This window comes from Catellatospora aurea (genome assembly GCF_042663325.1).
GTDB classification, from domain to species: Bacteria; Actinomycetota; Actinomycetes; order Mycobacteriales; family Micromonosporaceae; genus Catellatospora; species Catellatospora aurea.
Genome location: NZ_JBHTAC010000009.1, coordinates 157807 through 182584 on the forward strand (window position 1 = coordinate 157807; position 24778 = coordinate 182584).

The 24778-nt window shown below is 71.4% G+C and carries 29 protein-coding genes and 1 pseudogene; 11 read left to right on the plus strand and 19 right to left on the minus strand.

Annotated elements, in window-relative coordinates:
- Nucleotides 1–102: 102 nt before the first annotated feature.
- The gene (locus ACFQO7_RS11760; RefSeq protein WP_376806392.1) at nucleotides 103–885 is read left to right on the plus strand and encodes an aminoglycoside adenylyltransferase family protein; all 783 of its coding nucleotides are present in this window, start codon (nucleotides 103–105) and stop codon (nucleotides 883–885) included.
- Between the two features lie 15 nt (nucleotides 886–900).
- Here ACFQO7_RS11760 and ACFQO7_RS11765 read toward each other — a convergent pair whose 3' ends face one another.
- Both ACFQO7_RS11765 and ACFQO7_RS11770 read right to left on the minus strand, forming a co-directional pair.
- A complete protein-coding gene (locus tag ACFQO7_RS11765; protein ID WP_376806393.1) occupies nucleotides 901–1845 on the minus strand; it encodes an NAD-dependent epimerase/dehydratase family protein in 945 nt (314 codons plus the stop codon).
- A 32-nt stretch (nucleotides 1846–1877) separates the two neighbouring features.
- Nucleotides 1878–2501: a hypothetical protein gene (locus tag ACFQO7_RS11770; protein ID WP_376806394.1), complete on the minus strand. Its 624-nt coding sequence runs from the start codon at nucleotides 2499–2501 to the stop codon at nucleotides 1878–1880.
- 213 nt (nucleotides 2502–2714) lie between these two features.
- Here ACFQO7_RS11770 and ACFQO7_RS11775 point away from each other — a divergent pair, with 213 nt between their 5' ends.
- The 4 genes from ACFQO7_RS11775 to ACFQO7_RS11790 all read left to right on the plus strand — a co-directional run bounded on the left by ACFQO7_RS11775 (nucleotide 2715) and on the right by ACFQO7_RS11790 (nucleotide 5757).
- On the plus strand, nucleotides 2715–4349 hold the full coding sequence (locus tag ACFQO7_RS11775) for a serine/threonine-protein kinase (RefSeq protein ID WP_376806395.1): 1635 nt from the start codon (nucleotides 2715–2717) through the stop codon (nucleotides 4347–4349).
- Between the two features lie 84 nt (nucleotides 4350–4433).
- Nucleotides 4434–4667, plus strand: a complete 234-nt coding sequence (locus ACFQO7_RS11780; protein ID WP_376806396.1) for a DUF6158 family protein — start codon at nucleotides 4434–4436, stop codon at nucleotides 4665–4667.
- Between the two features lie 40 nt (nucleotides 4668–4707).
- Nucleotides 4708–5073 (plus strand): hypothetical protein, encoded by a 366-nt coding sequence (locus tag ACFQO7_RS11785; RefSeq protein ID WP_376806397.1) that lies wholly within the window; start codon nucleotides 4708–4710, stop codon nucleotides 5071–5073.
- A gap of 57 nt (nucleotides 5074–5130) precedes the next feature.
- Nucleotides 5131–5757: a VOC family protein gene (locus ACFQO7_RS11790; RefSeq protein ID WP_376806398.1), complete on the plus strand. Its 627-nt coding sequence runs from the start codon at nucleotides 5131–5133 to the stop codon at nucleotides 5755–5757.
- Nucleotides 5758–5783: 26 nt separating this feature from the next.
- Here ACFQO7_RS11790 and ACFQO7_RS11795 read toward each other — a convergent pair whose 3' ends face one another.
- Complete coding sequence (locus tag ACFQO7_RS11795; protein WP_376806399.1) at nucleotides 5784–6524, minus strand: class I SAM-dependent methyltransferase; 741 nt, start codon at nucleotides 6522–6524, stop codon at nucleotides 5784–5786.
- 212 nt (nucleotides 6525–6736) lie between these two features.
- Here ACFQO7_RS11795 and ACFQO7_RS11800 point away from each other — a divergent pair, with 212 nt between their 5' ends.
- Nucleotides 6737–7171 carry a Rid family hydrolase gene (locus ACFQO7_RS11800; protein ID WP_376806400.1) on the plus strand — a complete coding sequence of 145 codons (435 nt, stop codon included), beginning with the start codon at nucleotides 6737–6739 and terminating at the stop codon, nucleotides 7169–7171.
- 31 nt (nucleotides 7172–7202) lie between these two features.
- On the opposite strand, the gene ACFQO7_RS11805 is transcribed toward ACFQO7_RS11800, so the two are convergent.
- The 3 genes from ACFQO7_RS11805 to ACFQO7_RS11815 all read right to left on the minus strand — a co-directional run bounded on the left by ACFQO7_RS11805 (nucleotide 7203) and on the right by ACFQO7_RS11815 (nucleotide 10124).
- On the minus strand, nucleotides 7203–9221 hold the full coding sequence (locus ACFQO7_RS11805) for a hypothetical protein (protein WP_376806401.1): 2019 nt from the start codon (nucleotides 9219–9221) through the stop codon (nucleotides 7203–7205).
- A 72-nt stretch (nucleotides 9222–9293) separates the two neighbouring features.
- Nucleotides 9294–9779, minus strand: coding sequence for an SRPBCC family protein (locus ACFQO7_RS11810; protein ID WP_376806402.1), 486 nt, complete (start codon nucleotides 9777–9779; stop codon nucleotides 9294–9296).
- A gap of 3 nt (nucleotides 9780–9782) precedes the next feature.
- Nucleotides 9783–10124 carry an ArsR/SmtB family transcription factor gene (locus ACFQO7_RS11815; protein ID WP_376806403.1) on the minus strand — a complete coding sequence of 114 codons (342 nt, stop codon included), beginning with the start codon at nucleotides 10122–10124 and terminating at the stop codon, nucleotides 9783–9785.
- 63 nt (nucleotides 10125–10187) lie between these two features.
- Between ACFQO7_RS11815 and ACFQO7_RS11820 the strand changes: the two genes are divergently transcribed.
- Nucleotides 10188–10829, plus strand: a complete 642-nt coding sequence (locus tag ACFQO7_RS11820) for a suppressor of fused domain protein (protein WP_376806404.1) — start codon at nucleotides 10188–10190, stop codon at nucleotides 10827–10829.
- 15 nt (nucleotides 10830–10844) lie between these two features.
- Here ACFQO7_RS11820 and ACFQO7_RS11825 read toward each other — a convergent pair whose 3' ends face one another.
- The 3 genes from ACFQO7_RS11825 to ACFQO7_RS11835 form a co-directional block, all read right to left on the minus strand.
- Nucleotides 10845–12374, minus strand: a complete 1530-nt coding sequence (locus ACFQO7_RS11825; RefSeq protein ID WP_376806405.1) for an alkaline phosphatase D family protein — start codon at nucleotides 12372–12374, stop codon at nucleotides 10845–10847.
- A complete protein-coding gene (locus tag ACFQO7_RS11830; RefSeq protein WP_376806406.1) occupies nucleotides 12374–13477 on the minus strand; it encodes a hypothetical protein in 1104 nt (367 codons plus the stop codon). Before ACFQO7_RS11830 ends, ACFQO7_RS11825 begins: the two co-directional genes overlap by 1 nt.
- 166 nt (nucleotides 13478–13643) lie before the next feature.
- A complete protein-coding gene (locus ACFQO7_RS11835) occupies nucleotides 13644–14438 on the minus strand; it encodes a DUF6585 family protein (RefSeq protein WP_376806407.1) in 795 nt (264 codons plus the stop codon).
- A gap of 127 nt (nucleotides 14439–14565) precedes the next feature.
- Between ACFQO7_RS11835 and ACFQO7_RS11840 the strand changes: the two genes are divergently transcribed.
- Nucleotides 14566–14997, plus strand: a complete 432-nt coding sequence (locus ACFQO7_RS11840; protein ID WP_376806408.1) for a glutaredoxin domain-containing protein — start codon at nucleotides 14566–14568, stop codon at nucleotides 14995–14997.
- A 114-nt stretch (nucleotides 14998–15111) separates the two neighbouring features.
- Nucleotides 15112–15192, plus strand: a pseudogene (locus tag ACFQO7_RS11845) (short-chain dehydrogenase); the annotation flags it as partial.
- A 249-nt stretch (nucleotides 15193–15441) separates the two neighbouring features.
- On the opposite strand, the gene ACFQO7_RS11850 reads toward ACFQO7_RS11845, so the two are convergent.
- The 9 genes from ACFQO7_RS11850 to ACFQO7_RS11890 all read right to left on the minus strand — a co-directional run bounded on the left by ACFQO7_RS11850 (nucleotide 15442) and on the right by ACFQO7_RS11890 (nucleotide 22745).
- Complete coding sequence (locus ACFQO7_RS11850) at nucleotides 15442–16176, minus strand: DUF4241 domain-containing protein (protein WP_376806409.1); 735 nt, start codon at nucleotides 16174–16176, stop codon at nucleotides 15442–15444.
- 176 nt (nucleotides 16177–16352) lie between these two features.
- Nucleotides 16353–16937, minus strand: coding sequence for a ribonuclease FAU-1 family protein (locus ACFQO7_RS11855; RefSeq protein WP_376806410.1), 585 nt, complete (start codon nucleotides 16935–16937; stop codon nucleotides 16353–16355).
- Nucleotides 16938–17085: 148 nt separating this feature from the next.
- The gene (locus ACFQO7_RS11860; protein WP_376806411.1) at nucleotides 17086–17433 is read right to left on the minus strand and encodes a hypothetical protein; all 348 of its coding nucleotides are present in this window, start codon (nucleotides 17431–17433) and stop codon (nucleotides 17086–17088) included.
- An 82-nt stretch (nucleotides 17434–17515) separates the two neighbouring features.
- Entirely contained in the window at nucleotides 17516–18718 is a 1203-nt protein-coding gene (locus tag ACFQO7_RS11865; RefSeq protein WP_376806412.1) for an ABC transporter permease, read from the minus strand.
- On the minus strand, nucleotides 18715–19410 hold the full coding sequence (locus tag ACFQO7_RS11870) for an ABC transporter ATP-binding protein (RefSeq protein ID WP_376806413.1): 696 nt from the start codon (nucleotides 19408–19410) through the stop codon (nucleotides 18715–18717). Before ACFQO7_RS11870 ends, ACFQO7_RS11865 begins: the two co-directional genes overlap by 4 nt.
- A gap of 2 nt (nucleotides 19411–19412) precedes the next feature.
- The gene (locus tag ACFQO7_RS11875; RefSeq protein WP_376806414.1) at nucleotides 19413–20465 is read right to left on the minus strand and encodes a peptidoglycan-binding protein; all 1053 of its coding nucleotides are present in this window, start codon (nucleotides 20463–20465) and stop codon (nucleotides 19413–19415) included.
- Nucleotides 20462–21049: a hypothetical protein gene (locus ACFQO7_RS11880; RefSeq protein ID WP_376806415.1), complete on the minus strand. Its 588-nt coding sequence runs from the start codon at nucleotides 21047–21049 to the stop codon at nucleotides 20462–20464. The genes ACFQO7_RS11875 and ACFQO7_RS11880 overlap by 4 nt, the downstream gene beginning before the upstream one ends.
- Before the next feature lie 149 nt (nucleotides 21050–21198).
- Nucleotides 21199–22359, minus strand: a complete 1161-nt coding sequence (locus tag ACFQO7_RS11885) for a sensor histidine kinase (RefSeq protein ID WP_376806416.1) — start codon at nucleotides 22357–22359, stop codon at nucleotides 21199–21201.
- Entirely contained in the window at nucleotides 22356–22745 is a 390-nt protein-coding gene (locus ACFQO7_RS11890) for a response regulator transcription factor (RefSeq protein ID WP_376806417.1), read from the minus strand. Before ACFQO7_RS11890 ends, ACFQO7_RS11885 begins: the two co-directional genes overlap by 4 nt.
- Nucleotides 22746–22982: 237 nt before the next feature.
- Between ACFQO7_RS11890 and ACFQO7_RS11895 the strand changes: the two genes are divergently transcribed.
- Nucleotides 22983–23291, plus strand: coding sequence for a hypothetical protein (locus ACFQO7_RS11895; protein ID WP_360535793.1), 309 nt, complete (start codon nucleotides 22983–22985; stop codon nucleotides 23289–23291).
- Between the two features lie 7 nt (nucleotides 23292–23298).
- On the opposite strand, the gene ACFQO7_RS11900 is transcribed toward ACFQO7_RS11895, so the two are convergent.
- Nucleotides 23299–23880: a TetR/AcrR family transcriptional regulator gene (locus ACFQO7_RS11900; RefSeq protein ID WP_376806418.1), complete on the minus strand. Its 582-nt coding sequence runs from the start codon at nucleotides 23878–23880 to the stop codon at nucleotides 23299–23301.
- Nucleotides 23881–23961: 81 nt separating this feature from the next.
- Here ACFQO7_RS11900 and ACFQO7_RS11905 point away from each other — a divergent pair, with 81 nt between their 5' ends.
- Nucleotides 23962–24762: an SDR family NAD(P)-dependent oxidoreductase gene (locus tag ACFQO7_RS11905; protein WP_376806419.1), complete on the plus strand. Its 801-nt coding sequence runs from the start codon at nucleotides 23962–23964 to the stop codon at nucleotides 24760–24762.
- The last annotated feature ends 16 nt before the right edge of the window (nucleotides 24763–24778 follow it).

The following is a 24778-nucleotide window of genomic DNA, read 5'->3' on the forward strand; positions in this document are numbered from 1 at the left end:
TGTGTCGGCCGCGTCGCCTGCACGATTCGCGATGACGGGGGCCGCCGGACGCGCGGGTAATCCGGTGTCCGGGCCATCCCGGGCCGACTAGCATGCACGGTCATGATCAGTCAGCAGACCCGCGACGTCGTCTCGCTGGTCCGCGCGGTTCTGGGCGAGGACCTGATCGGCGCCTACCTCCACGGTTCCGCCGTGCTGGGCGGCCTGCGGCCGCGCAGCGACGTCGACGTGCTCGCGGTGTCCCGCCGCAGCGCGACCCCCGAGCAGCGGCACCGCATCGTCGACGGCCTGCTGGACATCTCGGGACGCCGCGCGCGGCGCGGACCCGACCGGCCCGTCGAGCTGATCATCGTCGTCCAGGACGACGTCCGCCCGTGGCGATACCCGCCGACCTGCGACTTCCTGTACGGGGAATGGCTACGCGAGCAATACGAGCGCGGAGAGATGCCCCAGCCCGAGCCCAGCCCCGACCTCGCTCCGCTGCTCACGATGGCGCTCGCCGGGAACACCGCGCTGTTCGGGCCACCGCCGGCCGACCTGCTCGATCCGGTGCCGCCCGCCGATCTGCGCCACGCGATCGTCGTCGGGATTCCCGGCCTGCTCGCCGACCTCGCCGACGACACCCGCAACGTCCTGCTCACCTTCGCCCGGATCTGGGTCACGCTCGCCACTGGCGAGATCCGTTCCAAGGACGCGGCCGCCGACTGGGCGATCGCGCACCTGCCGGCCGAACACCAGCCGGTGCTGGCACACGCGAAAGCGATCTACCTCGGGCAGGCCGAGGAGAGCTGGGACGACGACCTGTTCGCCGGGGTCCGGCCGCTCGCCGACCACGTCCTGGCCGAGATCGACCGGCTCGCGCCCGCAGGCTGCCATCGGGAGTAGCCCAACCAGGCCAGTTCAGGCCGTACGCAGCGCCGCGTCGTCGGCCGAGAAGTCGGTGTCCCAGTTCTGCGGCGGGTGCTCGACATGCCACTGCACGGAGCGTCGTAGCGCTGAATGCGGATCGGTGTCCCGCCACCCGAGCACTTCGCGCGCCTTCTGCGCGCTGGCGAGGACGTGCTGGCCGACGAATCCGCCGGCGCGAAGATCCGCGGGCAGCACCTCGTCGCCGACGCGGACCGGTGCGAGATCGGCGTCGGCCGCGGCGACGACCTGCTCGTAGAACAGCCCCATCGGAGCGGTCTGCGCTTCGACGATGTTGAAACACTCGCCGCGCGCGTGCTCCGAGGCGAGGGCCGCGAGCACTGCTTGCGCGACGTCTCCCACGTAGACGCGGCTGAACAGGAAGTTTCCCGCGCCGACCGGCAGTTGCGCGCGTCCGGCCCTGACGCGCCGCAGGACCGGCTCGAAGCGGCGCTGGTAGTCGTGCTCGCCGTAGACCGCGCCGAGACGAAGGACCGTGGCGCCGGCGGCGAGATACTGCTCCTCCAGTTCGAGGTTCTCCCAGTGCGGCCCCTCCACATGGCGGGCGGTGCGCAGCGCGGAGCGCTCGGTCAGCGGGACGGCGTCGGTGTACCGGCGAGCCAGCATCCCTTCGTAGGCCCGGTAGACGTCGATGCTGGACAGGGCGACGAGCCGGATGCCCGCGGGCAGAGCATCCAGCGCCGCTCGCGCGCCCGCCCCGTTCTCGGCCGAGACGTCGATCGCCGCGTCCGCCTCGAATGCCGCGAAGGCGTCCCGGTGAGCCGGCCAGGACCGGCGCTCCGCATGAAGATGTTCGGCGTCGGCGAGGCCGGTCGGCTCGGCATGTCCTCGATGGACCACCAGTGGCGTGTGCCCGTCCGCCACCAGCGCTGCGACGACGGCCCGCCCGACGAACCAGGTCCCCCCGAAGACGATCACCCTCATGACGATGCCGCCCGCATGGGTTCCACCTAAGCAGCCGCCTTGACATCGGGCAACGGACAGGCAGATGGCCCGCGGTCTACAGCGGGCCGTCGGCCTGCTGTGTCAGCTGTCCCAGCCGGGCCCAGGCCGGCGACGCCGCCGCAGCGGCCAGCGCGACGATTTCCGGTTCGCTGTCGAGACCGGCTTCGGCAGTCGGCCGGCGGCTGTCGTACCAGCGCCGGGACCGGCGGGCCAGCTCCGGTAGGCGCGGGTCGTCGGGTGACCAGTCGTAGGCGGCATCGTAGTCGCGGTAGATGTCCTGGAACTGGGGGGTCGAGGGCGTGCAGCTTGTCGGTGAGCCAGCCTTCGGCGGTCTGCGGCGACAGTGCCTGCATCATGATCCACAGGTCGCGTTCGAGGTGGACGGAGCGCTCGCTGACGCCCAGCGCACGCAGGCGGTCGAGGTAGTCGGCGACCTGTTCGGATACGAACAGCCGGTCGCCTGCGTGCAGCCGGGCGATGCGGTCGAGGGTGCGATGCAGTCGGTCGATGTGGTCGCGGACGTCGCGTTCGACCTCGCCGATCGCCTCGGTGAACGCGGCCGGGTCGCCTCCGGCAGTCGCCTCGCGGAAAGCGGTGATCTTGTCGTTGACCTGCGTCATCTCGTTCATGCCGACCATCGTCGAGGGTTGACCCAGGGGCAAGGTCAAGCCCTTCTCGGCAGAGATTTCGGTACGGGCGGCGTATCAGCGTCACCGCCGCAACAGGTGTCATCGCTTGGTATGTGGCCTTCCGTGCAGCTCAGGGCCACTTCAGGCGATCCGGGCCGGTTTCTGCGCCGGGCCGCGGGGTATCGGCGCGCTGTATCCGCAAGGAGGGCACCCATGACCACCACCGCAGCGTCGCCGTGGCAAGCAGGCGCCACGCTGGAGGGCCGTTACCTGCTGACCGAACCGGCCGGACGCGGCGGCAGCGCCACCGTCTGGCACGCCCGAGACGAGCGACTCGGGCGGATGGTCGCCGTCAAGCTCCTCAAGACCGATCTGCTCGACGACGAGGCGGCGCTGCACCGGCTACAGGTCGAAGCCCAGGCTCTGGCCCGGCTGCGCCACCCGAACCTCGCCGACGTCTACGACTACGGGCTCGTCCACCAGGGTCGCCGGTTGAGCGCGGCGTACCTGGTGATGGAACTCATCGACGGCATTCCCCTCAAGCAGGTGCTGACCGAGCAGATCAGACTGCCATGGGAACAGGCGGCTCAGGTGGGCGCGCAGATCGCCGACGGGCTCGCGGCCGCCCACGCGCGGGGCATCGTCCACCGTGACATAGCCCCGGGCAACATCCTGCTCCCCGCCGGCGACGTGAAGATCATCGACTTCGAGCTGTGCGCCCCACCGGGCAGCAACGAGTACGACGCCGACGGCCAGCTCATCGGCACACCCGCGTACGTGTCACCCGAGCGCCTCGATGGCCGGCTCGTGCAGCCCGCCGCCGACGTCTACGCCCTCGGGGTGCTGCTGTACCGGATGCTGGCCGGCACCTTGCCGTGGCGGGCGGACAACGCCGTCGCGCTGATGACCGCGCCGCTGCTACGCCCGCCGACGCCGCTGCCGCCCGTGCCCGGTCTGCCGCCGCAGCTCGCCGCGGCGGTGGCCGCGTGCCTTTCCGAGCAGCCGGACCAGCGCCCCTCCGCCGCCGAGCTCGCCGCGACGTTACGCGCGCACACCCCCGACGAGGTCCCGGCCGTCGTCGCCGTCCCGGCCGCCGACGACGAGGCGGTCACGCACATCCTGCCGTGGCGACCGGCCGGCACGCGCCGACGCCGCCGGTTCCTGACCGCCGCGGCGGCCGCGGCCGTGCTCGCCGCGGCCGGCGTCGCCTGGGCAGTGGCCACGCGGACCGAGCCGCCGCAGTTCAGTGCGGCGCCGCCGGCACCGCAGGCCAGCCTCGCCGCCTGCACCGCGGTGTACCGGCTGCTGTCCGACGACGGTGGCCGCTACCGGGCCAACCTCACCGTCACGAACACCACGGACACACCCGTGTCCGGGCCGGTCGCGTTCACCGTGCCGGGTGACCAGCGCATCGACGCCGCCTACGGCTGGGCGCAGCGCGACCGCACCGTCACCAACAACACGGTTGGCACCGTCGAGGCCGGTAGGTCGGCGGTCGTGCTGGTCGGCGGTGCCTACACCGGCACCAACCCGCTGCCCACCGCCTTCACGCTGGCCGGAAAGCCCTGCGCGCCGACGCTGCTGAGCACCTCGGGCAGCCGGCTTCCGCTGCCCGCCGCCAGCGGCGCGACCGGGCCGGTCGCGCCAGGCTCGGGCGGTCCGGTGCTACCAGGCGACCAGGCAAGTCCTGCCGCCTCGCCGCAGGCACCGACCGCCGCGCCGCCGTCTCCGGAGCCCCCGCAGTCCCCGGAGCCGTCTCCCGCCGAGCCGTCGCCGAGCGCCGCGAACCCGGGCGACGGCGAAGGTGAAGGCCGGGTCCTGGCGCCGGTGCCACCAACCGGGCCATGACGCTGCGGCCGGACGAGGTTTAAGCGAAGCCGACCCGGGAAAAGCCTTCGGGTGATCGTCGCCGAGCAGAGTCGAGCAACTCGCATGACCACCGCGCTGTCGCCGCGGCAGGATGTGCGCCCCTATCCTCCGGCCGCGCAGCTCAGCGACGCGGAGTTGCGGGTGGAACTGGCCACGACCCACGCGGTCGGCAGGACCGTCATCAAACGCGGCATACCTCGTGACCGGGCCATGTTGCAGGTCCGCCTGGACGAACTGGACGGGGAATATCTGCGCCGTTTCCCGGCCGCCGCCGCGACCTGGCCGTGGAACCGCTGAGCGGCCCCGCCGCCGTTCTGAGCGTTTGTACCATTCACGGATGCCTGAGCAGAGCATCCTCCTCCGGTTCTCCTACTTCGAACACGACTGGATCGAGGAGGACATCGACGGGCCGGAGGCGGCCGAGGCGACCCTGCTGCGGGTAGCGTCCGAAGGTGACTGGTTCGAGGTCGACGATGCCGAGCCGGACGAGTTCGCCAGCCTCGATGCGCTCGCCGAGCGGGCCGAACAGGTCGTCGTGGGGGAGTGGAAGATGCCCGCGGCGGCCGTCCGGATGCCCTTGGACAAGCTCCAGACGATCATCGGCGGGGGCGGCTGGACCTTCGCGGGGGGCGATTTCTCGGAGTTCGTAGGCAACAATCAGGACACCGAGATGCTCGTCAAACTGGTACGCCATCGTCCGTGACCATCGGACCAAGTCGTCGAAGGTGATGGCAGGTAGCCGGCTGTTAGGTTGGCTGCCATGACCGAGCGGATCACCGCCGCGCAGTTTCACGCGGCTGACGGTGTCGAGGACTGGCGCGTCCTGTACCACCTGGTGTCGGCCCATTTCCGGACCGCTTCGCTTGCCGAGGGAATCGCGCTCGTCGGCGAGATCGGCCGGCTCGCTGGTCCTGCCGAACAGCAGCTCAGGGTCGATCTGCGGCAGGCGGGCGTCACCGTGAGCATGACGGTCCGCGACATCGCGCTGGCCCGCGGGATCTCGGCTGCCGCGAAAGAGCTGGGTCTGGTCGCGGATCCGACGGCCGTCCAGCTGGTCAACGTCACGATGGACGCACTCGTCGGCGCGGAGGTGCTGCCGTTCTGGCGCGCGGTGCTGGGCTACGGCCAGATCGGCGACGACTACCTGTTCGACCCGCGAGGTCGTGGCCCGGGTATCGGATTCCAGAGCATGGACAGCCCGCGCCCGCAGCGCAACCGCATACACCTCGACATCGCCGTCCCGCACGAGCAGGCCGAGGCGCGGATCGCCGCAGCCCTCGCCGCCGGAGGTCGCCTGGTGACCGACGAGCACGCGCCGAAGTGGTGGGTGCTGGCCGATCAGGAAGGCAACGAGGTCTGTGTCGCTACCTGGGTCGGTCGAGAGTAGACCGAGGGGCCAGGAGCGCCGATCGGTCAGGACCCGCGTCGAGCGGCGACGACCAGGAAGTTCGGTAGGTGGACGTAGGCGTCGATGCCGTCTGGGCCGTCAGCGGCGGTCTCAGGGGCGAGACCGGGCTCGGCGATCTCCGCGATCTGGCAGCCGAGGCTGACGAGCTGGTTGAGGTAGGTCGCGATGGTGCGGTGGAAGTCGACGCCGCTGGGACCGGGGATCTCGTACTCGGCGAGGTAGCGGCGGGTGCGGTACTCGCCGTGCTCGCGCCAGCTCGGCCACAGCTGCTCGAAGCACGGGTGGTTGACGGTGAACACGAACAGCCCGCCGGGTTTGAGCGCGTCCACGCACGCCCGCATCGCGCCGGTCCAGTCCGGGATGGCAGGCAGGACCATGCTGGCGACGACGGCGTCGAACGGTGCGCCGAGGTCGGGCAGAGCGCACAGGTCGGCCTGCACGTACCGGATGCCCAGCGGCGCGGCGGTCTCCCGCTCGACGGCGAACTCGTACAGCGACTGGCCGGGCTCGACGCCCACGACCTGGGCGTGCCGTTCGGCCAGCATGCGGCTCAGGTAGCCGTTGCCGCAGCCCGCGTCGAGCACCCGCTGCCCGTTCAGGTCGCCGAGCATCCGCAGCAGCACAGGGTTGATCAGATGCCGTTTGGCGAAGTCACCACCATGCTCCGTCTGCTCCAGCACCGTGCGGGGCATCGCCCCCCACTGCCGGATGGCCATGTCGTTGGTCCACTGGGGGATCTCGCGCATCTCTGCCCTCGCCGGAGTTCTTCACCACCTGTCCACTCAGGATCGTGGCAGATCGCAGTGCCGCTCGCTGCCCCCGAGCGCCGATGTCAGCTGACCGGGCAGACGGCTCGGATGCGCGGGCAGAGCGGGTCGGGGCCGGCCCAGGCAATGCGGGCACGACGGGATGATTGGTCCGATATATTACTTTCTTGAGCGATGGTCAGGAGGTTGTGATGGGTGTTCAGAAATCGACCTTCGACCTGGGCGTGCCGTGGGAGAAGGCGGCCGGGTACGCCCAGGCGGTGCAGGTCGGCGACACGATCTACATCTCCGGGCAGCTCGGCCACGAGGCCGACGGCACCATGGTGTCGCCCGCGCTGGACGGGCGGCAGTCCGTCGAGCACGCGGTGATGAAGGCCCAGCTGACGCAGGCGTACCGCAACGCCCGCACGATCCTCGAACACTTCGGGTGCACCTTCGACAACGTCGTCGAGGAGGTCGTGTTCGCCATCGACATCCAGGCGGCTCTGGCGGTGATGAAGGAGGTCCGTGACGAGTTCTACGGCGCGGACGCCAAACCGCAGGTGGCCAACACGACGGTCGGCACGACAGCGCTGGCGATCCCGGGCCAGGTGGTCGAGGTCAAGTTCATCGCCCGGCTCGGCTGAGCGCGCCGCCCGCCGGTCGCCGCCGCGGCGATCAGCTCGACTTTCCGGCCCCTGCCCGGCATAGGTCCAGAAGCTGCTCGTCCTCGGTGACCTGGCCGCTCGACCAGGAGTTCTCCCTGGCGTTGTGCCTGCGGTTCGATTCAGTCTCGGCGCGGAACAGCGGTTCCAGCAAGGCCGCCAGCGCACCGGTGGCCGCCTTCGCGATCTTCGTGCGGGTCTGCGGATTGCCGTGCCAGGCGGCGGTCAGCACCGGCGCCACCCGTTCGGCGTCACCGGTCAGCCGCCACCACGCGAGAGCGGCTCGTGCGGGCGTCCACCAGTGCCGGTCCGGTGGCGCGTCGAGGTAGGTCGCGATCAGCGGCGCGGCCGTGGCGGCGGCGGGTCCCATCTCGGTGATCGCCTCGAACGCCGCGCCGGCCGCCGGGCGGTCCAACTGGGCGGTCAGCAGGGCCAGCGCGTCCGGCGACCGGTCGATGTGCCACAGCGCCCCGGCTGCCGCGACGGCCAGCCGGGGATCGTCGCTCGCCGCGGCCACCCGGAGGGCGGGTAGGGCCTCGGCCGCGGCCGGGCCGATCCGGCCGAGTGTGCCCGCGGTCCAGTCCCGCAGTGGCGAGGCGAGCAGGCGGGGGACAGCGGGAGCGGCCGCGGGGCCGAAGGCCCGCAGCGCCGTCTGGAAGCCGTACCACTCGAGGGGCGTCTCGTCGCCGGGCGAGAGCACGGGGAAGACCTGCACGATTTCGGCGGTGATCCGGTCGGCGTGCGCGGGATAGTGGGCGAGCTGGTACCCGGTGGGCTGCGGTCGCCGCCGCAGCCGCAGCGCGGTCAGCAGCAGCGGCAGCGCTCGTTCGTCGCCGAGCCCGGCGAGGATTTCGACGTACGGGTGCAACCCGGGCAGATCGCGCGAGTACCGGACGGTCCATTCCGGCAGCCCGTCCCGCCAGGGCAGGGCGTCGATGGTGGCCAGACGGCGGGCGGCCGCGTCGGCGGCGGGGGCGGCGACCGGCCCCCAGCTGTTGAGCATGCCCGCGGCACGCTGGGCCAGGTGCGGGGACCGGTCGATGAGTCCGGCGATCCGGGTCACCGTCTCGTGGTAGTCGCCGCGCCAGCGCTCGATCAGCTTGTTCGCCGCGAACAGCGCGTCACCGGCGATGTCGTCGTGCGGCGACGCGAGCAGCGGTGTGACGATGGCGATCCGTTCGGCCACGCGCGGGCCGAGCGGATCGGTCAGTTCTTCGATCAGGCGGGTGCAGTGCGGCGCGCGGCGGCCCTGCTGCTCCTGTTCTTGCATCACCCGGATCGCCCCGACCAGGGTGTCGGTCTGGAAGCCGGCTGGTTCGAGGGCGGGTCCCTGTTCGGCGTAGGCGCGGTCGATGAGTCCGGCGACGCCGTCCAGCGGAGTCCGGTGCGGGTCGCTGCGGGCCACCGCGATGAGGGCGGTCAGGGCGGTCGACGCCGGCGTGGACCGGGCCAGGGTGAGCAGCTCGCCGATCGTGTCGTCGTCGGGTGGGAGGCTGCCCAGGGCGTCGAACAGTCCTCTGCGCGCCTCGGCGTCGTCCTCGGTGCGGAGCAGGCTGATGAGCAGCGCGGCGAGGTCCGGGATGGTGGCGGCCACGGTGACGAGCAGCTTCGGCGCGGCGGCTCGTACCGCCGGGTCGGGGTCGTCGACGAGGCGGGCCAGGGCCGGTCCCGCGGCGCAGGCGAGCGCGTTGGCGCGGGTGGCCTCGCGGAGCATCTCCAACCCGTCTTCGTCCAGTTCGGCCGCGTCCCGCCAGCCGTCGATGTCGGCGATGCTGGTGAGCAGTTCGGCGACCCCGGCCCGGCCGGGCAGGCCCGGCGCGGTCAGGGCCTCGATCAGGAATGGCACCGCGGCGACCGTGGAGTCGTAGACGTCGCCCTGGTGGTGGACCGCGCCGTACATGGCGTCGAGGGACTGCTCCCGGACCGCCGGGTCGAGGTCGGCCAGGCCGCGCAGCCAGTCGGGCACGTCCGCGGCCGAGCCGTAGGCGTGCGTCAGTGATTCCCAGTCGATGTCGTCCAGGCCCGCGAACATGGGCGGAAGCGTAGAGCAGCAGGACCGAGCCGCTCATGCGGAGCCGCTCGGTCCTGCGGGTTCACCCGGCGCTCAGGCCGCGAGCAGCTCGTCGATCTGGTTGATCGCCAGGGACGCGCCTTCGACGACGCCCATGTCGAGCACCTGCTGCAGCGCCTCGGCGGACGCGTAGGTGCCCACGTAGGTCGCCCGTGTCCCGCCGTCGTGTGCGGCGAAGCTGTACACGTTCTGGGACACGGGCAGGTTCGGGTTCGGGGTGAAGTCCAGGTCGGCGAAGCCGTCCTCGAAGGAGAAGTCCGACGGCTCGTTAACCGCGGTGACCAGCCAGTACCCGGCGTGCTTGTCGCCCTCGGGGCCGGTCATGAAGTACGTGACCCGGCCGCCGGGCCGCAGGTCGTGCTCGACGACGGTCGCCGGGTAGGTCGGCGGGCCCCACACCTTCTCCAGCTGGCGCGGGTCGGCGTAGACCTGCCAGACGCGTGCCACCGGGGCGGCGAAGTCGGCGGTGATGGTCAGCGTCAGGTTGTCGAGGTCGTGCTGGACGTCGGTGACCGGCATGGGTCAGTCCTCCTGGTCGGTATCGGATGCGATGAGTTCGTCGATGCGGGCGATGCGGCCGCGCCAGACCTGCTCCAGCTCGGCGAGCATGGACGCCACCGAGCGCACCGCCGCCACGTCGCCGCTGACCAGCTGCTCGCGTCCGCTGCGCAGCTTGGTGAGCAGGCCGGCCTTCTCCAGCACGGCGACGTGTTTCTGCACCGCCGCGAAGCTCATGTCGTACTTCGCGGCGAGCGCGGAGACCGAGTGCTGCCCGGCCAGCACGCGGCGCATGATGTCGCGCCGGGTCCGGTCGGCCAGGGCGTGGAAGAAGGCGTCTGCTTGATCCTCGCTGGGCTCGGCCACCTCTCGAATATACAACCAATCGGTTGTACGTTGTCAAGGCGGCCGCCGTGGCAGCATGTTTTCGTGGATCACGCCCTCACCCCGTCCGCCGAACACCTGCTCACCCACCTGCAGGCTCGGTTCCCGCAGCGGCGGGCCGAGGTGCTGGGCGCGCCGCGCGGTCCGATCCTGCGCCGGGTTCCGGGTTTCCATGTCATCCGGCTGGCTCCGGGGCGGGGCGAGCACGGCTGGATCTATGTCACGGCGGGCCTGTGGGAGGTCACCCGGCAGCACGGTCACGCGCTGGAGTTCGTGCTGCACGCCCCGCACGAATCCGACCGGCACGTGCAGACGCTGGCGATGACGGCGTACTACCACGCGTCAGGCGGCAGCTTTGCGCTCGATCACGGCCACACCGTGCCCATCGGGCGGCCCTGGCTGCCCGGGTCGGCGTGCGACCACCTGCTGGTCAGCCTGCCGTATCCCTGGGGTGAGAGCCTGGAGTTCTGCGACCTGCCCGACGGCGGTCACATCCGGGTGCTGTGGCTGCTGCCGATCACCAAGGCCGAGCGGCGGTTCAAACGGGCCAACGGCTTGGAGGCGCTGGAGTCGCGCCTGGAAGCAGCCGAGATCATCCCTACCGACCCGCATCGCGGGTCGGTGGTCGAACCGTCGGTGGGCGTGCTGCGACGCATCGCGCGACGCGTGCGGCGACGACCGGTGTGACCGTCGCCCGTCACCTCACGGATTGCGGCGGTACTGCGCCGCGGAGCCCTTCGTCGCCGGGTCCTCGTACGCCCCGGCGCGGCCCCGGTCGACGTGCCAGCTGGTGAGGGTGCTGACCGTGGCGTTCGGGTTGGCGCGGTCGCCGACCACCCGCAGCCGGGTCGTCCAGCGCTGCGGTGTCACCTCGTACAGGTCGTAGCCGTACCGGTTGCCCTCGAAGTACTGCAGATGCGGGTTGACCTGCCCGAGCCGCGGCCCGTTGGTGGCGTTCCAGCTCGCCGAGTACGCCCCCGACGTCGTCGAGTGCGCCACGAACTCGGTGCCGATGACCGGCGCGGCCAGGTTGTCGAAGTCGGGGCGCACGTCCTGCACGAACGCGCTGTGCCAGTCGCCGGTGATCGTCACGAAGTCGGCGATGCCCTGCTGCTGGGCGTAGCTGAGCAGCTCGGTGCGCTCGGCCCGGAAGCCGTCCCACTGGTCGGTGAACATGAAGCCGCCGTCGGGATTGCGCTGCTGGCTCAGGAAGATCGAGTTGACCCAGCAGTGCCAGCCGCCGCCGCGCTGGGAGATCCGGTCCTTGACCCACTGCTTCTGCGTCGCGCCCAGGATCGACCCGCCGGTCAGGTTCTGCTCGGTCCGGTACTGCCGCAGGTCGAGGATGACCAGCTCCAGTAGGTCGCCCCACCTGCGGTGGCGGTAGATCCGCGGGTCGGGCAGCGCCGTGTCCGAGCCCTCCAGCCGCAGCGGCAGGTGTTCGTACCAGCCCTGGTAGGCCGCCGAGCGGCGGGCCACGAAACTCGCCGCCCCGCGCGAACCGGTGTAGTCGTTGACGACCTCGTGGTCGTCCCAGGTCAGGTAGAACGGGTGTGCGGCGTGCACGTCGCGCAGCAGCGGATCGCCCTTGTACAGCGCGTGCAGCTTGCGGTAGTCGGTCAGGGTGTACGCGGTGCCCAGCTCGGAGCCCTCGTACACGTAGTCGCCGAGGTGCACCACGAAGTCCAGGTTGGTGTCCGCGGCGATGTCACGCATGCCCGGATACTCGCCGGACTGGTAGTTCTGGCAGTTCAGCGACGCGAAGCGGACCAGGTTCACCGCGCCGACCGGCGCGGTCCTGGTGCGCCCGACCCGGCTGTGCTGCCCCAGCGCCCGGAACCGGTAGTGGTAGCGCTGCCCGGCGCTCAGCCCGTCGACGACGACGTGCACGCTGTGCCCGAGCAGCACCGACGCCGCGACCGACCCGGACGCGACCACGTTGCTCATCGCGGCGTCGGTGGCCACGCTCCAGTCGACCTGCACGATGTCGGGCAGCGGCTGCACGTCCGCGAGGGGGTCCGGGGCCAGCCGGGTCCACAGCACGACGCTGGTCGGCAGCGGGTCGCCGGAGCCGACGCCGAGGGTGAACGGGGCCGGATCCCAGCTCGCGCCCAGTGCCGCGGCGGCGGCGTAGGCGGCCTGCGGGCCGAGGTTCCGGGCCAGTGGCCACGCGCTGGCCAGCACGCCCGCGCCGACGGCGGCCTGCAGCAGTTGGCGGCGGTGCAGGGCCATCAGGCTCCTCCGGAGATGCTCAGGGACAGGGAGTCGGCGTAGCCGTCGTTGGAGGTGCCGCCGGCGCGCACGAACAGCAGCTCGACCTGCGCGGTGCGGCTGCCCACGGGCACGGTGCCGGCGGTGGTGCGCGACAGCATCCCGGTGGTGTTCGCGCGCTGCGCGGCGGTGACCGGGCCGAGGACCACGGTGGACAGGGTCTGCCCGGCCGCGTCGCGGAACGCCACGGACAGCTGCGCGGTGTCGTTCTGGTCGGCGTACCCGCCGAGCCAGGCGGCCACGTCGTAGCGGGCGGTGCCGGCGTCGATCGCGGCGGTGCCCGGCAGCGTCACGCTCTGCCCGATGCGGCTGCGGGCCGAGGTGCCGCCGCCGAGGAAGTTGACGCCGCGGTCGCCCGGCCCGGGGCTCGACGCGGTCGGGTAGCCGCTGGTGCCGTACGCGATGACGGCGGTGCCGCCCTCCAGGTGCGTCCAGCCGGGGATCGACGCGGTCGCGCCGCCGCTGCCGCCGGGCCCGCTGTCGCCGCCCGGGTTGACGAGCAGGTTCACGTCCGGTGTGGACAGGATGAGCCAGAGGCTGTCGGCGTAGCCGTCGTTGGAGACGTTGCCGTCGCGGGTGAACAGCAGCAGCACCCGGGCGGTGCGGCTGCCCGGCGGCACGGTGCCGGTCTGGGCGCGGCGCAGCAGGCCGGTCGTGTTCGCGCGTTCGGCGGCGGTGACCGGGCCGAGCACGACCACGCCGAGCGGGCGCGCGGTGGCGTCGAGGAACTCGACCGACAGGCGTACGCCGTCGTCCTGGCCGGCGTAGCCGCCCAGCCAGCCGCCGATGTCGAACAGCGCCGTGCCCGCGTCGATCTGCGCCGTCATCGGCAGCGTGATCTGCTGCGTGAGCCGGGTGCGCGGCGAGTCGCCGCCGCCGAGGAAGTTCGCGCCGCGATCGGTCGGCCCGGGGCTGGACGCGCTCGGATAACCGCTGCTGCCGTACGCGATGACGGCCGCGATGCCCTCGATGGTGGTCCATCCGGGGATCACCGGGGTCGGCGTGCCGGCGCCGCCGGTGCCGACGTCGGCGCCCGGGTTGGCGATCAGGTTCGCTGTCTTCACGATGCCTCCTGACGGGATCGCCATCAGCGTGCGGGCGTTCCCTGTCGTTGCGGCGGCGGACGCGTGGCGGCCGCGTGAAGCGGCGGTGATCACCGGACATAATCGTGCGGCGATCGCGACGGTGCGCCGCGTTCGAATGTTCGTGCCCGTGTTCTGCTGCGTGCGATCAGGACTTCTGCTCGGGCTCGGCCTGGGTGCCGGGTCGGTCCGGCCGCAGCTCCTGCCAGTGCCCGAACATGTGGATCAGCACGGTGAGTTCGGGAACCGCGCTGAGCAGCTGCGAGACGACCGGCCGGCTGCCGTCGGTCCAGATCTTCAGGCGGGTCTTGGCGGCCTCGACCCTGGTGACGGCGTGCCACGGCACCAGCGACTCGCGCCAGCGCACCCCCTCGGCGGCCAGCGTGATCGGCCCGAAGGCCGCTGACCCCGTGCTGCGCAGCTCCTCGATTTTGAGAGGGAGTTTGATCGCGGAGATGTTCGCGTCCACGAACGACACGATCTCCGGCAACTCCTTGTAGCGCGGCTTGCCCAGGTCGACGACCTCACCGTTGTTCAGGTCCAGGCGGCACATCGGCACCTCGACGTATGCGGTGCCCAGGTTGGTGACCCTGGTCCAGTACCGCAGGTGCGCCACGTCGTGCCAGGACACCACCGAGGTGACCGTCCCTTGGGGGTCCACGGTCAGAGTCCCGCCGGTGTAAAGGTGACGCCACGTATTGGCTTTGCGCCAGGTGACCAGGCCGCTGATCGCCGCGAGTGCGAGCACGCCCACGCCGATCGCGACGACCGCGCCCGCGCCGTCGGCGGCGCCGGCCGCCAGCAGGACGAGTCCCAGCGTGGCGCAGCACGCGGCGATGGCGATCTCCGCGGCCACCGCGGGCCGGTAACGGCCGTGCAGCTCACCCAGGCCCGCTGCGGCCACGGCCTGCTCGATGGATCGTCCACCTTCACGACTGTCCATGGGCAGATCATGCCGTGTCCATGGTCGCTCATCAATGGGTTGGCGTGTGCCAGGTCACGCGGTGATCGCCGCGAGTCGACCGAACGAGGGTTATCCGGCGCAGGCCGTGACCGATACCGTCGGCCGCATGGTGCGTAGATGGATGGTCCCGCTGCTGATCGCGGTCACCGGCGCGGCGGTGGCGGCACGGCAGTTCGTCACCGGGTCCCCGGTCGCCGGGGCGGTGCTCGGACTGCTGTTCGGCCTGCTCGCCGTCACGCAGTCGCCGCTGGCCTTCCCCCGGTCGATCGAGACCGCCGAAGCGCAACGGCGCGCCGCCGAGGACGGCAAACCCATCGTGTACTGGCGGCCCGGTTGCCCGTTCTGCCTGCGCCTGCGGGCCCGGCTCGGCCCGTCCGGGGCGCGGCGGGCGCACTGGGTCGACATCTGGCGCGACCCGGACGGCGCGGCGGCGGTGCGCGCCATCACCGGCGGCGACGAGACCGTGCCGACCGTGGTCATCGGCGACAGCTCGCACGTCAACCCCGACCCGAACTGGCTCCGCCGGCAGATCGCCTGAGCGATACCCCCAGGGTATCGGTCCTTGCTTATTTGATCATTGTTTGCGCAGCTCCCATGGGATGAACTGGCGAAACGGCCAACCGGCCGCTCACGGAAACCAGGGGAGATGAGAATGGGTCAGCTCGACGGCAAGGTCGCGGTGGTCACCGGCGCCAGCGACGGCATCGGATTCGCCGCCGCGTCGCGCTTCGCGGACGAAGGCGCGTACGTCTACCTCACCGGCAGGCGCAAGCCCGCCCGAGTTCGCGCCGCTCACGACACGTCTCCATGCCCACCTCGGGCTCGACGGCCCCCTCGCGGCAGGTGCCGCAATCCTGCCCGTGGGAGATCCCCTACCACCCACCGCCTTGCCACCGCGGAGCCCTTGAGAGGCTACCGGCGCAGAACCGACGACTGCGCGGCGCTCGCCGTCGGCACGCCCAGCGGTGAGATCCTTGCGGCGTCAGGACCCGGAAGTTCGCGGCAGCTGGGCGATCAGCATGTCCATGACGAAGCAAACCACCACGCCGCCTGCGTCCCGTCCCACCCAAACCGGATAATGGCCATCGCCGTAACCGGTGTTGAAAACGATGTAACTGGCGCCGGTCACCGGATCCGTGCGTTGCGTCGACAGCTGCACTGCCAGCACATCGAGCTCGCCGCCACTCGCCGCCTGGTGTTCTGCCATGTACTTCAGGGCGGCCGCATCCAGGAAGCCGGCGTTGCCGACATCCACGCCAACCCCGAAGTACTCGCCTGTCTGCGGCGATCGCGGATTCTCGCCTGGCCGTAGCGCCAGCGACCATGATGTGACAGAGCTGCTGATGATCGAGAGTTTAGCGGCAGCCACAAGATCGACTCCTTGGCTGCTCATCACCGACAGCACGACCGGATACTTGCCAGGCCGGACAGCAGCGGTATACGGAGCGATGCCCAACCGCTGCCAACTTGGCAGCCAACTCGGATCGGCAGCGATGACACTGCCCGTGGGGAGATTCAGCAGCCCAACGTCACGAAGAACGACACCGGCCCGTCCGCCGACAGTCAGCTCGAACTCGGTTCCAGGCTCGAACAGCGCCTGCAAAATCGACTCGTCAGGCACCGCATCAACCACCAACTGGGGCGGCTCAACGGCCGAGTTGCGCACGCAGCCCGTCAGCGAGACAAGGCCGGCCAGCAACAACGATCGGCGATCCACGCGCCCAAAGTAGCGGATTGCCCCAGCAGCTGCAGACCGCAACAGCGGCATCACCATCCCGAGCACGGGCAGGCAAGAACAGGGTCGTATTGCGAAACCTTGCCCGGCGATTCGGGCGTCTCTCACTTCGCTCGTCAGAGGGCCTGGACCCTCGGCGACCGCAAGGATGACTCGCTTCACTGCCTGAAGTACTCGGGACTCCAGTGGGTCGCGTCCGCCGGCAACTCCCACCAGTGCGGCATCGACGTCAGCCCCCACGCCGGATCCGGTCGGAAGTCCATCCATCGGCCGTCGAACGGTGCGGCCCCGGCGCGGGCGAGGGCAAGTAGCCGTTCCCCCTCGTCGCGGACCTCAGCGGCCTCGGCTTCATCCCAGAACGCCGGATGGCCGGTGTATTCGGCGAACGCGTCCTCGTCCTTCCATGACCACCGGCCGTCCGGATAGAGTAGCAGGTCGAGTTCCTGGTCGTAGACGTCGACGCCGCCGGCCCACCGGGTGACCGGACGCTCGAGGTTGACGTACCAGCCCTCGAACGTGCCGTCAGGTCGCCAGCTCCACCAGACGCAGTGGGCCGCGCCGGGCGGCATCAGCATCAGAGTCCGGAACGGCTGCCAGGTACCCGGGCTGAGCATCGTTGTCATCCGCAGCGACTTGAGCAGCGACAGCTGCCGGGTCGGCCGGCCAGTGCCGTCAACTCGCCGCATGACCTGTGAGCCCGCCTCGATCCACAGCGCCAGCCCCTGTTCGTCGTCGCTGACCACCCGCCCGCACAGCACCGACCCGACTCGACCGTCCGGGTACAGGTTTCGGCGGACGATCGTCTGCCCCCGCTCAAAGATCATGCGAGGACGGTACCCGCTCAAGGCCCGGCAGTCAGTGCCCAGCCATATGCGGACACGCTTACCGGGCTTATGGTTCGCGCGTCGCGCCAGCCGGATCCAGTACCAGTCTTCGCTCGTCAATGCGCGGTGAGAGCCAGCCTGTCGTGTCGTCTGCGGGTAGCAGGGAGGTCCAGTCGATGGTGCCGGCAGCACCGAGCGCGTCCCCGATCAGGAGGGTGAACTGCCAGCGCTCCTGACCGCTCGGGCCGAAGTAGGCGACGCCCCGGATACACGGCGGGTGACCGTGCAGGTCGTAGACCTGAGGCTCCAGGCCGTCGCACCACATCCATCGCAGCTGCGGATCCTGGAAGCCTTCGACCTCCCGGCAGATCCGGTACTCCAAGGCAGCCCAGAAGCCGCGTTCTGCGTCGTCCACGATGGACCTCCCCGTCGACCGGCCGCGTCAAGTCTCGCCGAGGCGGCCGGCGGCGAACCGGTCGGGTTCGCCGCCGGCCACCTCAGACGCCCGCGAGCGCGTCGGTCGGGGTGAGCCGGGCGGCGCGTACGGCTGGGTACAGTCCCGCGACCGCGCCGATCAGCAGCGTCGCGGCGAACCCGCCCGCCGTGGCCCACAGCGGCACCACGGCCGGCCAGTGCTGCGTGGCCGCGTAGCCGCCGGTGACCGCCACCCCGATCAGGATGCCGCCCAGGCCGCCGAGCGCGGACAGCAGCAGCGACTCGACCAGGAACTGCAGCAGGATCTGGCCGCGGGTGGCTCCGAGTGCCCGGCGCAGGCCGATCTCGGACCGGCGTTCGAGCACCGAGATGACCATCGTGTTCGTCACGCCGATCCCGCCGACCAGCAGCGCCACCGCGCCCAGGCCCAGCAGTAGACCGCCGAACGTGTTCTCGGTGATCTTCTTGGCGGCCAGTGCGTCCGACGGCCGCGAGACCAGGACTTCGCTGGGCGCCCCCGGCCGCACGGTGCGCGGCAGGGCTTTGCGCACCGTGGCGACCGCGTCCTCGGCGGTACGGGTGTAGACGGTCGTCGGGTGCCCGTCGAAGCCGAGGTAGGTGGCCGCCGCCGACCAGCCGACGAACACGGCGCGGTCCAGGTCCTGCGCCAGCGGCACCGGCCGCAGCACGCCCACCACGGTGAAGCGCCGGCTGCCGAGCACGACCTGTGGTCGGTCCGCGGTGTCGGCGATGCCGAGCCGCTGCGCCGCGGTCCAGCCCAGCACCGCCGTCGGGAAGTCGGCGGTGGGCAGGCTCAGCCAGCGCCCTTTGACCGGGCTCAACCCGATGGTCTCCGGCAGGTCGAGCCGTCCGGCGTACACGGTGAGGCTGCCGGTCTGCGCCGGGTGCACGTGCTCGTTGCGGTACGCGTGCACGCCGGGCAGCAGTCCGACCGCCGACACCGCCTCCACCGAGGCGACCCTGGTGATCATCGGTATCGCCTCGTGCGGAAGCTGTGCCGGTTTGTCGTCGGCGGTCCGGCCCGGTTCGACGGTCAGCAGGTTGGTGCCCAGCTGATCGAGCTGCCGGTTCAGCTCGGCCTGGCTGGAGCTGGAGATGCCGACCACCGCGATCATCGCGGCGATGCCGATCGCGATGCCGAGCGCGGACAGGAACACCCGCAGCCGCCGTGACCGCAGCCCGGCCGCGCCGACCCGCAGCACGTCGCCCGGCGACAGCCGCCCGGGGCGGGGCGGGGCGCTCATGCGCCCGCCTCGACCCGCACGGCGCCCGGCTCGCGCTCGTCGCGCACGACGAGCCCGTCGGACACCTCGACCCGCCGTGGCAGCCGTGCCGCGAGGTCCCGGTCGTGGGTGATGACCACGACCGTGGTCCCCGCCGCGTTCAGCTCCGTCAGCAGGCCCAGCACCGTCTCGCCGGAGGCCGAGTCGAGGTTGCCGGTGGGTTCGTCGGCCAGCAGCAGCGGCGGGTCGCCGATCAGCGCGCGGGCGATCGCCACCCGCTGCCGTTCCCCGCCGGACAGCTCGTGCGGGCGGTGGTGCAGCCGGTGGCCCAGCCCGACCCGGTCCAGGGCGGCGTCGGCGCGCCGCAGCCGCTCCCGGGCGGTCACGCTCGCATACAGCAGGCCGTCGGCGACCGCCTCCCGCACCGCGACACCCGGGGTCAGGTGGAACTGCTGGAACACGAACCCGATCGTGGCCCCCCGTAGCCCGGACAGCTGCCGGTCGGACAGGGCCGCCACGTCGAATCCGCCGATGCGTACCTGCCCGCTGGTCGGGCGGTCCAGGCTGCCGATCAGGTTGAGCAGGCTGGACTTGCCCGACCCGGATCGCCCGACGACCGCGACCGCCTCGCCGTATCCGATGTCGAGGCTGACGCCGCGCACGGCCCGTACCCCGCCGGGGTAGGTCTTGGTGACGTCCGTCAGCTCGACCACGTTCACTGCGCGACCCCCACGGTGACGCCCTCGGCGATGCCGTCGCCGCTGATCTCGACCTTGCCGCCGGCGAACAGCCCCGTCTGCACGGGCACGATCCGGCTGGTCGTGCCGTCGCGCACCTCGACGCCGTAGCCGCGCTCGCCGACGGCCAGCAGCGCCTGGATCGGGACCACGAGCACGTCGGCGTGCTCGGCGGTGACGAAGCGGACCGACACCGGACCGGGCTCCGGCTCCGTCGCCGCTTTCAGGTCCAGCTCCACGGTGACCTTGGGCTGGCCCTGCTCCGCGGGGGTCTGCCCGGGGGTGCCTTCGGAGGGCGGCACCACGCCGACCACCGTCGCCTCGGCCGGTGTGCCGTCGGGCAGCGTGACGGTGGCCTTGACGCCCTTCTTGGCCAGGTCGGGTGCGGTGGCCGGCACCTGCGCGGTGACCACGCGGGTGGTCGGGCCGGCGGTGAGGACGTCACCGGCGGCCGGTGCGCCGAGCCGGGCCGTATGGGTGGCGACCCGCAGGGGACCGGGTGCCACGATCACGTCGGTCGGCGCGACCGTGCCGGTGACCGGCAGCCCGAGGTCTTTCTGCCACCGCTTGACGGCGGCCGCCGTGGAAGTGGAGAAGGTCTTGTCGGCCTCGAATCCGGTGTACTTCAGCGCGGTCAGGTTCTTTTCGAGCTGGGCGACGTCCGGGCCTTCGGCCCCGTCGCCCAGGACCCGGTAGAACGGCAGCCCGCCGTAGAGCAGCACGACGGGCTTGTCGTCGGCCCGCAGTAGGGGCTGTCCCCGCTTCACGGTGCTGCCGACCGGGGCGAGCCAGGTCAGGGTGCCGGTCGCCTTGGACGTGACCGCCGACGGCAGGCCGAAGCCGATCTCGCCGTCGACGACCGTGGCCGCCGTGATCGTGGACCGGGTCACCTGGACCGTGTCGACCGTGGGAGCGCCGACCGGGCTGTCGTCGCCGCCACCGGTGAAGACTCCGGCGGACATCGCCGCCGCCGCGGCGACCACCGCGGCGGCGACGACGCCGAACAGCACCCGGCGCGAGCGCCGGCTCATCCGACACCCGTCAGGTCACTGGTGTCGGGCATGCAGATCTTCGCCGCGGCCTTGACCGCGGGCTGCCGCATCCGCGCCTTGTGATCCTCCTTCTGCTGCCGCGACGTGGCCCCGTCGATCGGGGCGGGGTTCGGGTCGGGATCGGGCCAGTCCGGCACGCCGTTCTCGCGCATGCACTTGGCGATCTCCCGGTCCTCGCGCAGCCGCTCCTCGCTCGGCTTCTCGGGCGCCTCCAGCACCGGGGCGTCCAGCGCGGGCCACTTCTCGTAGCACTCGATCATCTCGGCGGTCGGGTCGCCGTCGGGGATGCCCGAGAAGTCCGCCAACGTGTCGTGACCGAGGTAGGTGACCTGCAGGCCCTTCTCGTTCAGGCACTTGGCGAGGTTCTGCTTCTGCCTGTCGTAGGCGTCCCACAGGCCTTCAGAGCCGGAGTTCGCGGCGGAGTCGGCCTCGGCGGTGGTCTCGGGGTCGCCGGACCCGCACGCCGCCAACATCGCCACCAGCAACGGCCCGCACGCAGCCAGTGCCGCGTACCGGATGCCACGCCCTGAACGGCGGCTCGCACTTCTGCCGTCGATCGGCATTCACTTCTCCTTTGGTGCTGGGTTACTCGACGCCGGAGGGGGTTCGCCGGCGTAGCGGTACACAGTCCACCAAAAGGGTTGTTATCCGGGTGTTAACGATAATGTACACATTCCGTTAACATGATCCTACGTGGATCGGCGGCCGGGGCTCAGGCCCGTGCGGCGTCACCGCGGGGGAGGATCACCCGCACGGACAGGCCCCCGTCGGGGCGGGGGATGGCCAGCGCGTCGCCGCCGTGCGCCTGGGCGACCGCGCGCACGATGGACAGGCCCAGGCCGCTGCCCCTGGCCGAACCGACCCGGTCGGTGAGCCGGCGGAACGGCTCGAACAGCGCCGGCACCTCGTGCGGGGAGATCAGCGCGCCGGTGTTGGTGACGATGATCTCGGCCTGGCGGACCTCTTCCAGCGTCTGCACCCATACGAAGCCGTGCCGGTGGTTGTAGCGCACCGCGTTGTCGACCAGGTTGCGGATCAGCTGCTCCAGCAGGAGCGGGTCGCCGACCACCGTCGCCGCCGCGAGCTGCGCCCGCACCTGCACCTGCTGGTCCGCGGCCGCCTTCGCGGTGACGTCGAGGGCGTACTCCGCCAGCTGCGCCAGGTCGACCGGCCGCCGGTCGGTGACCGCGTCCTCGGCCCGGGCCAGGGTGAGCAGCGAGTCGATCAGCCGTTCGTGGCGCAGGTTGACCGCGAGCAGGTTCTCGCCGAGCCGCTGCAGCTGGGGTGTGCTGTCCGGGCGGGCCATCGCCACGTCGAGCAGGGTGCGGCTGAGCGCGATCGGGGTCTTCAGCTCGTGGGCGGCGTTGGCGATGAACCGGCCCTGCCCCGCGAACGCCTCGTCGAGCCGGTCGAGCATGCTGTCGAACGAGTCGGCCAGGCTCTTCACCTCGCTGTGCGGACCGTCCAATTCGATCCGCTTGTGCAGGGTGCGCCCGGCGATCCGGTGCGCCGTCTCGGTGATCGTGTTGAGGGGGCGTAGCAGCCGCCCCGACAGCCACCAGGCCCCGGCCGTCGCTGCCAGACTGGCCCCCAGCAGCGTCAACCCGCCCTTGAACAGGAGGTTTTCGCGCATCGAGTCCATGATGATCTGCCGGGAGACCTCGTCGGTGGCGATCGCGTCGGACACCCACACGTTGTCGGCGGGGCTGTACTTCTCCATCTTGCGGGCGAAGACCACCGCGAGGCTGTAGTCCATGCTGTTCTGGACCAGGATCATCACGCCGCCGAGCACCACGCTGCCCGCCAGCAGGAACATCAGCCCGAACATGAGGGTATGGCGCACCCGCAGGCTGCCGTGCCAGGAGGCCTTCACGGCGACCCGTGGCCCGTCGTGGCACCCGTCCCGACCAGCCGCGGCCCCAGCGCCCGCACCCGGGCCACCAGCTCCGCGAACACGAACGGCTTGCCCAGGCAGTCGTCGGCGCCCGCGGCGAGCGCGGCGAGCCGGTCGGTCTCGGCGACGAAGACGGTGAGCATCAGCACCCGTACGCCGGTCCCGGCCGCGACGACCCGGCGGCAGACCTCGTCGCCTTGCGCCCGGGGCAGGCCCAGGATCAGCACGTCGTGTCCGCCGTCGGCGAGTTCGGCCGGCACCCGCGCACCGTCGTGGGCCACGTCCACGGCGAAGGACTCCTGCCGCAGACCCTCGGCGATGGCCGCGGCCATCAGTTCCTCGTCGTCGACCACCAGTACGCGCACACGACCTCCCTCGCCGGACCGCCCCGAGCAAGTATCCGCAGGCCGCGTTAGCCGATCGTGAACGTTTTCGCTTACGGTCCGCTAACATCCGCGGCCGCCGTGCTCCGGACGCGGGATTCCCGGCGCAATATCGCCCCGGTGGCGTTCGCCTCGTCCGAGCGCAGTGGCGGGGCGGCCGCGACCGCGTACCGTCGGAGGGAACGCTTCGTACCGAGAAGCCATGGGGGAGTCGGGGCCGTGAACACCACGACACGTCAGCAGGCCGCTTGGCAGGCCTACATCGACGTCGCCTACGGGCTGCAACGCGCCATCTGCGAAGGTGAGCGCTACGACGGCGAGGTCGACTGGGAATGGGCCGGCGTTCGCGGCAGCCTGCACGACGACCGCCTGAGCCTGAGCAACGCCAAGCTGCTGGCCCTGCTCGACCAGGCTCAGGCGCACTGGCGGGACTGTCCCCTGGACAACGACGTGCTGTCCGGTTACCTCAACGAGATCGCCGACGGGTTGCGGGAGCTCGCGGAGGACCGGGCCATCGAGGGCTGGTAGCCGCCGCTCACGCCGGGTCCGGCCGGCACAGCACCTGCAGGACGGCTGTCAGCTGTTCGTCGAGCTGCCCGGGGTCCGCGCCGGTCAGCGCCGGGGTGGCGAGGATGCTGCGCATCAGCCAGACGCCCGCGATCACGGACAGCACCAGTTCCGCGCGTTCGCCGGAGTCCGGGCCGGTGAGCAGGCCGGTCAGCCGCGAGCCGACGTGCCTGCCGATCGCCTCGCGCATGATCTCGGCGGCCCGCGGGTTGTTGGCCGAGCGCAGCATGAGCAGGAACGGGCTGAGCTGCCCGGCGGCGGGATCGGTGCGGGCGACCAGCGCGGCGGCGAGCTGTGCGGGCAGCTCGGCCGGGTCTGCGCCGACCACGGTGGGTGCGGTGAACGACCTGTCGACGGCTTCGGCGAACAGCTGCTCCTTGGAGCCGAAGTAGCGGTTGACCAGCATGGCGGTGACTCCCGCGGCGGCCGCGACCTCGCGTACGCCGGCCCCGTCGTAGCCGGCGCGGGTGAAGGCCTCGATCGCGGAGCTGAGGATCGCCTCACGGGTGGCTGCGGCGTCGCGGCGGCGCGGCTGGTTGGTCACACTCATGTCTACCAGTGTAGACATCCCCGGGCGTGCGGGTCTACAGTCGTAGACATACCTGATCCGAGCAACTGAAAGAGGTGGATCATGGATCTGCGACTGGCAGGCAAGCGGGCACTGGTCACCGGCGGCAACTCCGGCCTGGGCGAGGCGATCGCCCGGGGGCTGGCCGCCGAAGGGGCCGCCGTGGTCGTGCACGGCCGCGACGAGGCGCGGGCCCGCAAGGTCGCCGACCTCATCGAGGCCGAGGGCGGCCGGGCCGACATCGCGGTCGGCGACCTGGCCGACGACGCCGGAGCCGATGCCGTGGCCGCGGCCGCGCTGTCCGGCGGCCCGGTCGACATCCTGGTCAACAACGCCGGCATGTACGACCACATCAGCTGGAGCCAGGCCACCCCGGCCGACTGGGCGCGCCTGTACGACGTCAACGTCATCTCCGGGGTGCGGATGATCCAGCGGCTCGTCCCCGCGATGCGCGAGCGCGGCTGGGGACGGGTGATCCAGATCGGCGGCGGCCTGGCCGTGCAGCCCACCGCCGACCAGCCCCACTACACGGCGACCCTCGCCGCACGGCACAACCTGGCGGTGTCGCTGGCCCGCGAGCTGTCCGGCAGCGGCGTCACCTCCAACACCGTCGCCCCCGGCGCGATCATGGTCGACGGTGTACGCGACCTGATGCTGAAGGTCGCGCCGGGCAGGGGCTGGACCGGCGACCCGGCCGAGATCGAGCAGGCGGCGGCGCAGGCCTGGGTGCCCAACGACACGGGCCGCTTCGGCCGGCCCGAGGAGATCGCCTCCGCCGTGGCATACCTGGCCAGCCCGCTGGCCGCGTACATCAGCGGCGCGACCCTGCGCGTGGACGGCGGCACCGTCCGCAACGTCCAGTGACCTGACCGCTCGGGCG

Bases quoted from the DNA above. Each gene is read 5' to 3' on its own strand.
- ACFQO7_RS11760 (WP_376806392.1), top strand. From the start codon at position 103: ATGATCAGTCAGCAGACCCGCGACGTCGTCTCGCTGGTCCGCGCGGTT.
- ACFQO7_RS11770 (WP_376806394.1), bottom strand. From the start codon at position 2,501: ATGAACGAGATGACGCAGGTCAACGACAAGATCACCGCTTTCCGCGAG.
- ACFQO7_RS11775 (WP_376806395.1), top strand. From the start codon at position 2,715: ATGACCACCACCGCAGCGTCGCCGTGGCAAGCAGGCGCCACGCTGGAG.
- ACFQO7_RS11780 (WP_376806396.1), top strand. From the start codon at position 4,434: ATGACCACCGCGCTGTCGCCGCGGCAGGATGTGCGCCCCTATCCTCCG.
- ACFQO7_RS11785 (WP_376806397.1), top strand. From the start codon at position 4,708: ATGCCTGAGCAGAGCATCCTCCTCCGGTTCTCCTACTTCGAACACGAC.
- ACFQO7_RS11790 (WP_376806398.1), top strand. From the start codon at position 5,131: ATGACCGAGCGGATCACCGCCGCGCAGTTTCACGCGGCTGACGGTGTC.
- ACFQO7_RS11795 (WP_376806399.1), bottom strand. From the start codon at position 6,524: ATGCGCGAGATCCCCCAGTGGACCAACGACATGGCCATCCGGCAGTGG.
- ACFQO7_RS11800 (WP_376806400.1), top strand. From the start codon at position 6,737: ATGGGTGTTCAGAAATCGACCTTCGACCTGGGCGTGCCGTGGGAGAAG.
- ACFQO7_RS11805 (WP_376806401.1), bottom strand. From the start codon at position 9,221: ATGTTCGCGGGCCTGGACGACATCGACTGGGAATCACTGACGCACGCC.
- ACFQO7_RS11810 (WP_376806402.1), bottom strand. From the start codon at position 9,779: ATGCCGGTCACCGACGTCCAGCACGACCTCGACAACCTGACGCTGACC.
- ACFQO7_RS11825 (WP_376806405.1), bottom strand. From the start codon at position 12,374: ATGGCCCTGCACCGCCGCCAACTGCTGCAGGCCGCCGTCGGCGCGGGC.
- ACFQO7_RS11835 (WP_376806407.1), bottom strand. From the start codon at position 14,438: ATGGACAGTCGTGAAGGTGGACGATCCATCGAGCAGGCCGTGGCCGCA.
- ACFQO7_RS11840 (WP_376806408.1), top strand. From the start codon at position 14,566: ATGGTGCGTAGATGGATGGTCCCGCTGCTGATCGCGGTCACCGGCGCG.
- ACFQO7_RS11865 (WP_376806412.1), bottom strand. From the start codon at position 18,718: ATGAGCGCCCCGCCCCGCCCCGGGCGGCTGTCGCCGGGCGACGTGCTG.
- ACFQO7_RS11875 (WP_376806414.1), bottom strand. From the start codon at position 20,465: ATGAGCCGGCGCTCGCGCCGGGTGCTGTTCGGCGTCGTCGCCGCCGCG.
- ACFQO7_RS11880 (WP_376806415.1), bottom strand. From the start codon at position 21,049: ATGCCGATCGACGGCAGAAGTGCGAGCCGCCGTTCAGGGCGTGGCATC.
- ACFQO7_RS11900 (WP_376806418.1), bottom strand. From the start codon at position 23,880: ATGAGTGTGACCAACCAGCCGCGCCGCCGCGACGCCGCAGCCACCCGT.
- ACFQO7_RS11905 (WP_376806419.1), top strand. From the start codon at position 23,962: ATGGATCTGCGACTGGCAGGCAAGCGGGCACTGGTCACCGGCGGCAAC.